The sequence below is a fragment of the Bacteroides sp. AF39-16AC genome (assembly GCF_003602735.1).
Taxonomy (GTDB): Bacteria; Bacteroidota; Bacteroidia; order Bacteroidales; family Bacteroidaceae; genus Bacteroides; species Bacteroides uniformis.
Window position 1 is genome coordinate 1 of record NZ_QTLN01000029.1, and the last position, 12424, is coordinate 12424.

General features: G+C 46.0%; 15 protein-coding genes. 6 read left to right on the forward strand and 9 right to left on the reverse strand.

The window, feature by feature from the left end; genetic code table 11:
* Window positions 1-72: 72 nt before the first annotated feature.
* On the forward strand, window positions 73-438 hold the full coding sequence (gene folB / locus DW039_RS18015; RefSeq protein ID WP_005830212.1) for a dihydroneopterin aldolase: 366 nt from the start codon (window positions 73-75) through the stop codon (window positions 436-438).
* A 631-nt stretch (window positions 439-1069) separates the two neighbouring features.
* Here folB and DW039_RS18025 read toward each other — a convergent pair.
* The 4 genes from DW039_RS18025 to mtaB are packed head-to-tail and all read right to left on the reverse strand — an operon-like array spanning window position 1070 to window position 4915.
* On the reverse strand, window positions 1070-1588 hold the full coding sequence (locus DW039_RS18025) for a methylglyoxal synthase (protein WP_005830204.1): 519 nt from the start codon (window positions 1586-1588) through the stop codon (window positions 1070-1072).
* Window positions 1589-1635: 47 nt separating this feature from the next.
* Window positions 1636-2652: a glycosyltransferase family 2 protein gene (locus DW039_RS18030; RefSeq protein ID WP_005830203.1), complete on the reverse strand. Its 1017-nt coding sequence runs from the start codon at window positions 2650-2652 to the stop codon at window positions 1636-1638.
* Window positions 2645-3544 carry a lysophospholipid acyltransferase family protein gene (locus DW039_RS18035; protein WP_008664096.1) on the reverse strand — a complete coding sequence of 300 codons (900 nt, stop codon included), beginning with the start codon at window positions 3542-3544 and terminating at the stop codon, window positions 2645-2647. Before DW039_RS18035 ends, DW039_RS18030 begins: the two co-directional genes overlap by 8 nt.
* 54 nt (window positions 3545-3598) lie before the next feature.
* Window positions 3599-4915 (reverse strand): tRNA (N(6)-L-threonylcarbamoyladenosine(37)-C(2))-methylthiotransferase MtaB, encoded by a 1317-nt coding sequence (mtaB, locus tag DW039_RS18040; protein ID WP_005833232.1) that lies wholly within the window; start codon window positions 4913-4915, stop codon window positions 3599-3601.
* 85 nt (window positions 4916-5000) lie between these two features.
* Between mtaB and DW039_RS18045 the strand changes: the two genes are divergently transcribed.
* The 3 genes from DW039_RS18045 (at window position 5001) to DW039_RS18055 (ending at window position 7623) form a co-directional block, all read left to right on the forward strand.
* A complete protein-coding gene (locus DW039_RS18045; protein ID WP_005833234.1) occupies window positions 5001-6674 on the forward strand; it encodes a long-chain fatty acid--CoA ligase in 1674 nt (557 codons plus the stop codon).
* A 157-nt stretch (window positions 6675-6831) separates the two neighbouring features.
* Window positions 6832-7044: a hypothetical protein gene (locus DW039_RS18050; RefSeq protein ID WP_005833237.1), complete on the forward strand. Its 213-nt coding sequence runs from the start codon at window positions 6832-6834 to the stop codon at window positions 7042-7044.
* Between the two features lie 333 nt (window positions 7045-7377).
* Window positions 7378-7623 carry an RNA-binding protein gene (locus DW039_RS18055; protein ID WP_005830186.1) on the forward strand — a complete coding sequence of 82 codons (246 nt, stop codon included), beginning with the start codon at window positions 7378-7380 and terminating at the stop codon, window positions 7621-7623.
* Window positions 7624-7888: 265 nt separating this feature from the next.
* Here DW039_RS18055 and rplI read toward each other — a convergent pair whose 3' ends face one another.
* From rplI to rpsF, 3 genes are read right to left on the reverse strand one after another with little or no spacing between them, the layout of a single operon-like run.
* A complete protein-coding gene (rplI, locus tag DW039_RS18065; RefSeq protein ID WP_016273037.1) occupies window positions 7889-8338 on the reverse strand; it encodes a 50S ribosomal protein L9 in 450 nt (149 codons plus the stop codon).
* 15 nt (window positions 8339-8353) lie between these two features.
* Window positions 8354-8626 (reverse strand): 30S ribosomal protein S18, encoded by a 273-nt coding sequence (gene rpsR, locus DW039_RS18070; RefSeq protein WP_004288442.1) that lies wholly within the window; start codon window positions 8624-8626, stop codon window positions 8354-8356.
* Window positions 8627-8628: 2 nt separating this feature from the next.
* On the reverse strand, window positions 8629-8973 hold the full coding sequence (rpsF, locus tag DW039_RS18075) for a 30S ribosomal protein S6 (RefSeq protein WP_005657357.1): 345 nt from the start codon (window positions 8971-8973) through the stop codon (window positions 8629-8631).
* 159 nt (window positions 8974-9132) lie between these two features.
* Here rpsF and DW039_RS18080 point away from each other — a divergent pair, with 159 nt between their 5' ends.
* Entirely contained in the window at window positions 9133-9579 is a 447-nt protein-coding gene (locus DW039_RS18080) for a MarR family winged helix-turn-helix transcriptional regulator (protein WP_005830183.1), read from the forward strand.
* 200 nt (window positions 9580-9779) lie between these two features.
* Entirely contained in the window at window positions 9780-9956 is a 177-nt protein-coding gene (locus DW039_RS20995) for a hypothetical protein (protein ID WP_005830181.1), read from the forward strand.
* An 88-nt stretch (window positions 9957-10044) separates the two neighbouring features.
* Here the strand turns inward: DW039_RS20995 and DW039_RS18085 are convergent, their stop codons facing one another.
* Both DW039_RS18085 and DW039_RS18090 read right to left on the reverse strand, forming a co-directional pair.
* On the reverse strand, window positions 10045-10746 hold the full coding sequence (locus DW039_RS18085; RefSeq protein ID WP_005830176.1) for a response regulator transcription factor: 702 nt from the start codon (window positions 10744-10746) through the stop codon (window positions 10045-10047).
* Between the two features lie 5 nt (window positions 10747-10751).
* On the reverse strand, window positions 10752-12296 hold the full coding sequence (locus tag DW039_RS18090) for a sensor histidine kinase KdpD (RefSeq protein WP_005830174.1): 1545 nt from the start codon (window positions 12294-12296) through the stop codon (window positions 10752-10754).
* Window positions 12297-12424: the final 128 nt, after the last annotated feature.

Below are 12424 nucleotides of genomic sequence, written 5' to 3' on the forward strand. Positions count from 1 at the left end.
CTCAATTCTATCACTATATCTTTCCGCATTTCACTTTTTTGTAGTAACTTTGCAGAAAACAATCTACAAGTAATGACCAGTTATATTTTCCTTGACACGCTTCGCTTCTTCGCCCATCACGGCGTGGGCGAACAAGAAACCGTGGTAGGCAATGAGTTTACCGTCAGCCTGCGCCTGCAAGTTGATATCCGGCGTGCGGCAGAAACGGACGACGTAGCCGACACCGTGAGCTATGCCGATGTACATACAGCTGTGAAGGCAGAGATGGACATTCCTTCCAAACTATTGGAACATGTATGCGGGCGAATTATAAACCGATTGTTCCACGACTTCCCACAGATAGAGGAAATAACCCTCAAGCTGGCAAAGCGCAATCCACCGATGGGCGCGGATATAGAGGCTGCAGGAGTGGAAATATGCCAACGCCGCGGAGAATGACAGATTGCCGAATCACCCCATTCACTATTGATACACAGACACTTCCCACTGCAAAGACACTGCATGCTTTTTGCAGTGGCGCTGCACATATATTTGCAGTAGTACTGCAATAGCTTTGCAGTGACGCTGCAACAGATATGCAGTAGCACTGCAAAATGTATACAGAAGTTCTGCAGTGAGCATGCAGCAACTTTTCTGCCGTAGAATACAACCATTGATACCAATATTCCGTACCTTTGCCCCATCATCAACAAAAAGTCAATGAGAAACGCTATACAACGACTGGCATTACTCCCCATCGTCGCTCTCTTCCTGCTACCGGCCGCTTGCTATCAAATACAGCTCCGAGTTTCATTGGAGAAATGCCCTCTACCTGCCCACCCCTTACGACTTTACAAACCCATACAACTATGCAGACTTCAGAAGGAATGAACTATTGAAAATAAACCTCACAGAGTTCCGCTTCCCCTACCAATACCTCAACGACATAGAATGGGCAGATTCACCAACACCATTATTGTGCAACTCTATGACTTCAAACGGCAAGGGTGGGCTATCGCACCAGTGTGGGCTGTCCATGAACGAAGGGTAGCGATAGATTAAGAATGCCCAGTAGAACCGAGTTTCATCCTTATTTTTGCCGTTTCCGCTTCTTTGCCGATTCCACCGCTTCGGCCACCACCGGCTTATTTGCAAACCGCTTGGTGTAGTTGCTGTAATCGGGAACAGTGCGTTCATACGTCGGGTCGACAAACAACGGGCTGGAAATGATATGGTCTGCCGTACTGCGGTTGCAGCAGAACACGATGTTCTCCACACCGGCAAGGCGGGTCAACGCCTTCACATCCGTATCGTGCGGCTGAAGGGTCATCGGGTCGGTGAAAAAGAAAAGATAGTCAATCTCTCCGTCCACAATGCGCGAGCCCATCTGCTGGTCACCGCCCAAAGGACCGGATTTAAGGATAGTGAAATCCCACTCCACATCAGGATGTTTCTCCCGGAGGGCTTCGAGGATAAGGGTACCCGTGGTGCCCGTACAATAGAATTTATGCCCCATCAGCAATTCCGAGTTCCACAGTACCCACTCGATGAGGTCTTTCTTCATGGCGTCGTGTGCCACTAATCCGATTTTTCTAACTAGTTTTTCCATAATTCAAAACCTTTAATAGATTGAACAATTATAAAAGGCAACAGTTCCTACAATTGGGAAAAGAATTTCTTTCCATGCAGATAAAACTGCGCCAATATACTGTTTTTTGTCCGTTCCGGTATTACGGCAAGCGTAGTTTTTTTCAGATTCTCTTTGCGGGACGCTGCCAATGAAGTGCGGAGGGAGTGGTAGGCACGGCGCGCACGGAATACGGCCAAAGCATTGGGTAACTGGCCTTTCAGCATGAAACTGAACGCAGCCACATAATCGAGCACCGCACGTACACGCATCACGGACGCCAAGTCCTCCTGCGGCAGATTCTTATAAAGCATGACAAGGTTATTACGAAAATTGAGGAAGGTCTTGCGCGGATTCTCCTTCTTCAAAGTGGCCCCTCCCACATGAAATACCACACTCTGCGGTATACATGCCAACTGTCTGCCACGGGCACGAAGCCGCCAACATAAATCTATCTCCTCCATGTGGGCAAAAAAACGTCCGTCCAGCCCACCCGCTTCCCGGTAGTCTGCCAGACGGATGAACAGAGCCGCCCCCGTAGCCCAGAAAATGGGTATCACCGTGTCGTATTGCCCCTTGTCCTCTTCTACCACGCCCATAATACGGCCGCGGCAGAAGGGATAGCCATAGCGGTCGATGAAACCTCCCGCAGCTCCGGCATATTCAAACTGCCCCTTGTTACGCCAACTGCGTATCTTCGGCTGGCAAGCGGCCGTCTCCGGATAGGCATCCATATACTCTGCCAACGGGACAAGCCAGTGCTCGGTGACCTCTACATCGGAATTGAGCAGCACTACATATTCTGCCTCCACTTGCTTCAATGCTAGATTGTATCCGTCGGCAAAACCGTGGTTCTCTTCCAGCAGAATCAAGTGCACAGAAGGAAACTCGCGACGGAGCATTGCCACAGAAGCATCCGTAGAGCCATTGTCCGCCACATACACCACAGCACCATCCGCCTCCGAAAAACGCACAACAGAGGGAAGGAAGGAACGGAGCATATCACATCCGTTCCAATTCAATATGACAACAGCAATCTTATCCATGTTGCACAGCTTCTTTTCGTTTCTTTTTCCAGCGTTTATGAGACCAGAACCAATAAGCCGGTTCGCGCCGGATGGTCTGCTCCAGACGACGGGCGAAGCACTCGGTTATCTCGCCATCCGCCGTCTGCTTGGGAGTTTCGGTAACCAAGTCGAAGAGCACTTTGCAATATCCTCTGGATGTCCGTTCCAATTCACAATAAAAGACGGGGAAGTCCATCAGCTTGGCAATGCGCTCGGCGCCATCCATGAACACGGTGTCCTGATTCAAGAAAGTGGTCCAATAATGGGCCTCGCTGCGGTTGGGCGACTGGTCTGTAATCAGGCCGATGGCTATCCGCCTGCCTTCACGGCGAAGCTTTATCACTTCGCGTGCCGTGGAATGTTTCGCCACATTGTATCCTCCGAACCGGGCACGGATATGCTTAAACATCTCGTCCAGATACTTATTGCTTAGCGGTTTGTACACCTGCACCGGGATGTCGCCCGGATGCATGATGGCCCCCATGCCTATAATCCACTCAAAATTGGCATAATGGGGAATCAACAGTACAATGCCTCCATGCTTCTCTATCATGGCAAGGTATTCTTCCTTATTATCATACTTCATCCGGCGGCAGAGCTCCTCGAAAGACATGCGCAGCATCTTCACCTCTTCCAGCATATAGTCGCAGATATAATGGTAGAACTTGCGCTCTATCTCCATCAATTCGGTTTCCGACTTCTCCGGAAAAGAATTGCGAAGGTTGCGGCGAACGACTTTCTTCCGATAATGCACGACGTGGCGCATCAGGAAGTACAGCCCGTCAGACAATGCATAAAGCGCCCGGAAAGGCAGAAGTGCCACAAGCCACATGCCCGCATAAGTCAGCCAATAGACAATTTTTGATTTCACTTCGTCAGTTATGAGTTATAAGTTATGAGTTATTTGTTGCAAAGGCGGCATTCCTCATTCCATTGCTCCCAAGAGTGCGGTGCCGTCGGCATTGAAATCGCCCAGGCGCACAGACACGAGCTGGTTGTCCAAGGCAGCATCATGAGGGACTTCCACACGGATATAATTGGGAGTGAAGCCGTGCATCGGCAGTCCGGGTTTGGGACGTTCCAGCAACACCGGCATCGTCTGCCCGATATGGCGCGCATAAAAAGCACGGGTCTTTTCGTCCGAAAGCTCCAGCAATTGCTGGCTCCTGCGGTGCTTTTCTTCGGGTGCCACCACGTGGTCTATCTTCAAGGCCTGCGTGCCGGGACGCTCCGAATAGCTGAAGACATGGAGCTGCGTCACGTCCAGGCTCTTGATAAACTCATAAGCCTGCCCGAAATACTCCTCCGTCTCTCCACGGGTACCCACAATCACGTCTACCCCTATAAAGGAATCGGGCATCACTTCCTTTATCTTCTTTATCTTCGAGGCAAACAAGGCGGTATCGTAACGGCGTCGCATCAGCTTCAGCACCTCGTCACTGCCCGACTGCAGCGGTATATGGAAATGAGGCATGAAACGCCGGGAACGGGACACGTATTCTATGATTTCATCTGTCAGCAGATTCGGCTCGATGGAGGATATGCGGTAACGCTCAATGCCTTCCACCTCGTCCAGCGCCTTCACCAAGTCGAAGAAAGTCTCACCGGTAGACTTGCCGAAGTCTCCGATATTGACGCCGGTCAATACAATTTCCTTTCCACCTTCGGCAGCCGCCTGGCTGGCCTGCTCCACCATAGAAGCAATGCTGCCGTTACGGCTACGTCCGCGGGCAAAGGGAATGGTGCAATAGGAACAATAATAATCGCAGCCGTCCTGCACTTTCAGGAAGAAACGGGTCCGGTCGCCACGCGAACAAGACGGAGCAAACGAACGTATATCCTTCAAAGCGGAAGTGTAGGCCTCGCCGGTCTCGTGCTTCTGTAGATTGCCCAGGTAGTGGAGCAGGTCCTTCTTCTGCTCGGCTCCCAGCACGACGTCCACACCTTCTATCTTTGCCACCGTCTCCGGTTTCAGCTGGGCATAGCAACCGGTCACCACGACAAATGCACCCGGATGTTGCTTCACCAGTTTGTGGATGGCCTGGCGGCACTTCTTGTCTGCCACTTCCGTCACCGAGCAGGTATTCACTACACAAATATCCGCTTTCTCACCCTTGCGCGCCGTACGTACGCCCGCTTCCCGCAAAATTTTACCGATAGTAGAGGTCTCCGAGAAGTTCAGTTTGCACCCCAACGTATAGTAAACCGCCGTCTTATCTTGAAATATATTGGTATCTATCATGAGCTTATAAACACATTTATGCTGCAAATATATACATTATTAATCTATTTTTCCTACTTTTGCACACTCAACTAAAATTTGTGCAATGATACAAGAGAACTTTATCAAACTATACGAGCATAGTTTCCGCGAGAATTGGGACCTCCCCTGCTATACCAACTATGGAGAAAATGAGAGCTATACTTATGGCGAAGTGGCACAAGAAATAGCCAGACTGCACCTTATTTTCAAGTACTGCCAACTGCGCCGCGGCGACAAGATAGCCGTCATCGGCAAGAACAATGCCCGCTGGTGCATCGCCTATATGGCCACCATCACCTACGGCGGTATCGTAGTCCCCATTCTGCAAGACTTCAACCCCAATGATGTCCATCATATCGTAAACCACTCCGAATCGACGTTCCTCTTCACCAGCGATGCCATTTGGGAACATCTGGAAGAAGAACGGCTTACCGGAATTCGCGGTGTGTTCTCGCTGAGCGACTTCCGCTGTCTGTATCAGCGGGACGGCGAAACCATCCAGCGTTTCCTCAAGCATCTGGGCGATGAAATGGAAGCGACCTACCCGAACGGGTTCCGCAAGGAAGACATCGTTTACACGGACCTTTCCAACGACAAGGTCATGCTGCTGAATTATACCTCGGGCACCACCGGATTCAGTAAGGGCGTCATGCTGACGGGAAACAACCTGGCCGGCAACGTCACCTTCGGCATACGTACCGAGCTGCTGAAGAAAGGGGACAAAGTGCTCTCTTTCCTGCCTTTGGCACATGCATACGGCTGCGCATTCGATTTCCTTACCGCCACGGCCGTCGGCACACACGTCACACTGTTGGGAAAAGTACCTTCCCCAAAGATTCTGATGAAAGCTTTCGAGGAAGTGAAACCCAACCTGATTATCACCGTACCCCTTGTCATTGAAAAGATATACAAGAATGTCATACAGCCCATCATCAACAAAAAGACCATGAAATGGGCACTCAGCATTCCCTTGCTCGACGGACAGATATACGGGCAAATCCGCAAGAAACTGATTGACGCACTGGGCGGACGTTTCAAGGAAGTCATCATAGGAGGCGCGGCCATGAACCCGGAAGTGGAAGAATTCTTCCACCGCATCAAGTTCCCCTTCACCATCGGCTACGGCATGACTGAATGTGCCCCTCTCATCAGCTATGCTCCCTGGAATGAATTTGTCCCGACTTCCTCCGGACGGGTACTCGACATCATGGAAGCCCGTATCTACAAGGAAAACCCGGACGACAAACTCGGCGAAATACAAGTACGTGGTGAGAACGTGATGACGGGTTATTACAAAAACCCCGAAGCCACCAAAGAAGTCTTCACCGAAGACGGATGGCTTCGCACCGGCGACTTGGGTACACTGGACGACGACAACAACCTATACATACGCGGACGCAGCAAGACCATGATTCTCAGTTCCAGTGGACAGAATATCTTCCCCGAAGAGATAGAAGCACGGCTCAACAACATGCCTTTCGTCCTGGAAAGTCTTGTCATCGAACGGAATAAAAGACTGGTGGCACTGGTTTATGCCGACTATGAAGCCTTGGATTCTTTAGGGTTGAACCAGCCGGACAACCTCAAAACCATTATGGATGAGAATCTCAAAAATCTGAATAATAGTGTGGCAGCCTATGAAAAAGTAAGCCAAATCCAACTTTATCCGACTGAATTTGAGAAAACGCCCAAAAGAAGTATCAAGAGATACTTATACAACAGCATTGCCGAAGATTAATATGTTGTAAAACATATAGATAGGGATAAAAACAGCCGAAGCTCCAAAAAAAATATAAAAAAAGTTGGGGTTTCGAGAACAACATATTCAAAAAGTACATACCTTTGCAACGTTTTAATAAAGCAATTGATTGTATTACGTTTTAAAAGTAAAGAAAATGAAAAAATTAGTTTTGATGGCTGCAGCTATCGTAGCAGTATCTTTCGCATCTTGTGGCAACAAAGCAGCTAACGCTGAACAAGCAACTGCAGATTCTATCCGTATCGCTGACTCAATCGCAGCTGTAGAAGCAGCAGCAGCTGAAGCCGCAGCAGCAGCCGCAGCAGCTGACACTGTAGCAGTAGATAGCGCAGCTGTTGTAGCTGAATAATTTCAGTACAACACTCGAGAGAATTGAAAGTCTGACGTGCATACAAGCACACCAGACTTTTTTTATGTCTTATCCTCTCCTTCTGTTCCCTTCCAATTGTTAAGTCTTGGTCTTATTTCACAAAAAAGGGTATTATATGGCAGATAAATGATAAAGTATAGTGCATATACCAAATAAAAGCCGTTACTTTGCATCAACAAAACAATAAGAGGTTTATTACGATCTACGTTTCACTATGTTTCTCCTCGATTAGCCACATTGAGAATTTTCATTTCTGACTACAACTTCCTAAGACTCCTTTATTGAATTATTAATTTTTTATTTTTGTATTTTATGAATATGTACATTGGAAACCTTAGCTACAACGTTAGGGAATCAGATTTGAGACAAGTAATGGAAGAGTATGGAACAGTAGAATCAGTAAAACTGATTATGGACCGTAATACAAACAGATCAAAAGGTTTTGCCTTCGTAGAGATGCCCGAAGCTGCTGAAGCCCAACAAGCAATCAACAAACTGAATGGAGCAGAATATGTAGGCCGCCAAATGGTAGTGAAAGAAGCATTGCCAAGAAACTAAAAGAATTATTGGCTGACAATAAGGCAAAGAGCATACCCCTGAGTGGATATGCTCTTTTTTTTTGCATTAGTAACCTCGTAAAGAGACACAAGAGTATTCTTGCCAAACCTCTATACCACGCGCGTAAACCTCTACTTCAGATTCGTAAACCTCTATAACCGCAGCTTTACGTATCCCTCAATAAGCTCACACACATACGCTCCGAACATAGAAAAGCCCGGTCCTTTATCAGAACCGGGCTTCCTTATCATTATTAAGTCTTTTCTTATGCTTCTTCAGCAACTACTTCGAAAGGAATTTCTACAGAAACTTCCTTGTGCAGCTTAACGATAGCCTTGTAGTTACCAACTTCTTTCACTACGTCCTTAACAACGATAATCTTACGATCGATGTTGTGACCCAATTTAGCCAACTCTTCAGCAATCTGGATGTTACCAACAGAACCGAAGATAGTACCAGTAGAGCTAACCTTAGTAGCAATCTTCAATGATACGCCTTCCAGCTTAGCAGCCAGTTCTTCAGCATCCTTTTTGATTTTCTCCAGCTTGTGAGCACGTTGTTTCAGCTCTTCAGCCAACATTTTCTTTGCAGCCGGTGAAGCGATGACAGCTTTACCAGTCGGGATGAGGTAGTTACGACCGTAACCAGACTTTACTGTTACGATGTCGTTCTTATAACCCAAGTTTACAATGTCTTCTTTCAATATAATTTCCATACTTTCCTCCTCCTATTATTTCATCATGTCAGTTACATAGGGCAGCAACGCCAAGTGACGTGCTCTCTTCACAGCTTGAGCTACACGACGTTGGAACTTCAAAGAAGTACCGGTAATACGACGCGGAAGGATTTTACCTTGCTCATTCAAGAATTTCTTCAAGAATTCGGGATCTTTGTAGTCGATGTACTTAATACCGCTCTTTTTGAAACGGCAGTATTTTTTCTTCTTAACGTCTACTGAGGGCGGAGTTAAATATCTGATTTCTGATTGAACTTGTTGTGCCATGATTAATCCTCCTTTTTAGTTGATTTAACACTTCTTCTCTTCGCAGCATATTCAGCAGCGTACTTGTCTTGCTTGAAAGTCAAGAAACGGATAACGCGCTCATCACGACGGAAGTTTATTTCCAATTTCTCAATGACAGTAGGTTCTGCATTGAACTCAATCAGCTGATAGAAACCGGTTGACTTCTTCTGGATAGGATATGCCAGCTTCTTCAGTCCCCAGTTTTCTTCATTTACAATCTCAGCACCTTCAGCAGTAAGGATGCCTTTGAATTTTTCTACCGCTTCCTTCATCTGAACATCAGACAAAACGGGAGTCAAAATGAAAACGGTTTCGTATTGATTCATACTCGTTTAATTAAATAAATAAATTATTCGTTTTAAAAATGCGGTGCAAAGGTAGACATTTTATTTTGAACTACAAACATTTAATGTTTTTTTGTGTAGGGATATAGGAATTGTCTTCAGCTTGCCTTATCTTTGCAAAGTTGTTTAAACAATAATTTCATGATAGAGCAATTTAACTTTGATATCCGCCTTATCTTTGCCATACTGAACGGTAAAGTGTCGGCTGCCATTAACCGAAAGCTGTCCCGCAACTTCCGCCAGAACGGTTTGGAGATTACTCCGGAACAGTGGACCGTCCTCATCTTCTTATGGGAAAAGGACGGGGTGACGCAACAAGAGTTGTGTAATGCAACTTTCAAAGACAAGCCCAGCATGACGCGCTTGATAGACAATATGGAGCGTCAGCATCTCGTCGTGCGCATATCGGACAAGAAAGACCGCCGAACCAATCTGATACATCTGACCAAGGACGGCAAGGAGCTGGAAGAACGCGCGCGCGTCATTGCCAACCAGACCCTCAAAGAAGCCTTGAAAGGCATCACCATCGAAGAGCTCAGTGTGAGCCAGGAGGTGCTGAGGAAGATTTTCTTCAATACGAAGGACTAAGATATAGGGATTAGGGGTTAAGGATTAGAGATTAAGGGAGGAGAAAATAAGGGGATGAAGCGTCATTTTTCATTCCTCATCTTCCATTCTTTATTAAAATATGGATTTTTTGCAAAAATAATTTCGCTTGTTAAAGAATTATGCTTTTCTTTGTGACAAGAATACGAAAGAATATAATAATCTAATTAAAATACACACACATGAAAGGCTTATTAAAAAATCTGGGATTGATATTAGTCGTAATAGGAGCTGTAATCCTGGTTGCATGTTCTTTTACCGGCAATGTTAACAACAATGCCATCTTGGGCAGTTCTGCCGTTTTGGTTGTAGTGGGATTGATTTCCTACATTGTCATCAACAAGAGAATTGTCGACTAATATCAAAAGAAAAGAAATAAAGAAGGCGGTTGCATATACATGCAAACCGCCTTTTTTATTTTCTCTCCCCCAGAGGAGCCGAGTCTCATCAAGACTCAGCTTCCGGAGTAATCAGTTTATATCCTTTTCCGTGAATGTTGATGATTTCAATCGAATCATCTTCTTTCAGGTGCTTACGCAGCTTTGTGATATATACATCCATACTACGTGCATTGAAATAGTTGTCATCAATCCAAATAGTCTTCAACGCAAAGTCACGCTGCAGAATTTCGTTGGCATGTGCACAAAGCAAGCCCAGCAGTTCGGATTCTTTGGTGGTCAGTTTAGTCTGCTTCTCGGCAGTCGCCAGAATCTGTTTCTGCGTGTCGAATGTAAACTTACCAATCTTATAGATGTTGCTCTCCTTGTTCTTCTTTCCGCGAACACGTCTCAGGATAGCTTCAATTCTGAAAGTCAGCTCTTCCATACTGAAGGGCTTGGTGATGTAGTCATCGGCACCAATCTTGAAACCTTCCAGAATATCTTCCTTCAATGTTTTTGCCGTCAAGAAGATAATAGGTATTTCGGCATTGGCCGCACGCACTTCTTGTGCCAGTGTGAATCCGTCTTTCTTTGGCATCATCACATCAAACACACACAAGTCATATTTATTCTTCAGGAAAGCCTTGTATCCAGCTTCTCCATCGGGATATAACTCGGCAGCGTAACCTTTTGCCTGTAAATATTCTCTTAAAAGCATGCCAAGATTTTCATCATCTTCGCACAATAAAATACGCAGTTTCTCGTCCATATCAATCAATTTTTTAATAAAGGTAATGCAATAATAAATTTAGTTCCTACGTTCAGTTCACTTTCTGCCCGGATAGTTCCCTTATGATCCATGATAATCTTCTTCACATAAGCCAGTCCCAAGCCGAAGCCTTTCACATCGTGCAGATTACCTGTATGCACGCGATAGAACTTCTCGAATATCTTTTTCAAATTCTCCTTCTTGATGCCGATGCCGTTATCTTGGATGGAAATCATCAGTTTGCCAGGCTCATTCCAAGTCTTCACCGTCAGTTGCAGATCCGCATCCGGACGTTTATACTTCACTGCATTATCCATGAGATTGAAAATCACATTGGTGATATGCATCTCATCGGCAAAAATGGCAGAGTTGGTAGCTTTAAGCTCCGATTCAATCTTTCCATTATAACGCTCCACTTTCAGTGTAAACGTGTTGATAACACCCGCTATCAGCTCGTTGGCATCCAGTTCCTTATTCTTCAAAGTAGCCTTCTGACGGTCAAACATCGACATCTGAAGCACTTTTTCTACCTGGAACCTCAAGCGCTTCGTTTCATCGTTGATGACACCCGATATATGCTGGAACATAGTCGGAGACTTGCCCACAGCCGGGTCTTTCAACATCTGTGCCGCCAGAGAAATCGTCGATATCGGCGTCTTGAACTCGTGCGTCATATTGTTGATGAAATCATTCTTCATCTCCGTCAGCTTCTTCTGGCGGAATACGATGTAAATCGTAAAGATGAACGTCACCAGCAGTACAAAAGTAAATATCATCGACGGTATCATAAACCTGACCGAATCGAAGATATAATCCTTCTTTCCCGGAAAATGTATCTTGACGATACTCATACGGGCTGGTGGGTCATTCAAAAACAATGGCTGCGAATAAGAGCTTTCACTCCCTGCATCGCTATAATCCGCACAACGGTATACCTCCCGACCTTCCCGGTCTATCACCTTGAAGTGATAATCCATATCACCGAGACCATTCTCTATCAGACCTGCTTTTAGATACTGGTCCAGACTTTTGAAATTAACACGCTCCTCAATCGGCTTGTCGCTGGCATTGTATACCATCTGCAACACCACCTCGTCTACCAATGCACGCTGGTAAAGATAGCGGTTTTTAAGCATCTCTATCTGCGAGCGTGAAGTCTGAGGAATGGTTTTTGCTCCGTGTTTGCGTGAAATCATTGCTCTTGGCAATTCAGAAGGCTCGTTACTGAAAGTTTTCAATTCCACCGAAGAACGGACACTGCCATCCGGAGCTGTCATCACAAACCGCTGGGTACGCATCACTCCGCTACTGCTTTGCGATTGTTCCCACGCCTTCTTTTCTGCCTCGGAGATATCCTCATTCAGCCAACGCACAACCTCTGCGGACTCTGCCTCTTTCGAAGCAGCCATCAACGCACGCTTCACCGATTCATCAAATTGTCCGTTACGCATCTTCACCATTTCCTCAATATAGCTTATCTGCAGATACAGCAAACTAAGGAAGGAAAGCCCCATAACAACACCTAATATCCATATAGTTGACTTTTTCATAGTCACAAAATTAACACTCCCTAATTAACACTCCTAACCAATTAACCTGATTTAACCGGACGTTCTCGTAAATTAACCGAAGACCATTTTTTAGGTTGTATTATGAGCATTATAACAAAAACACAAGC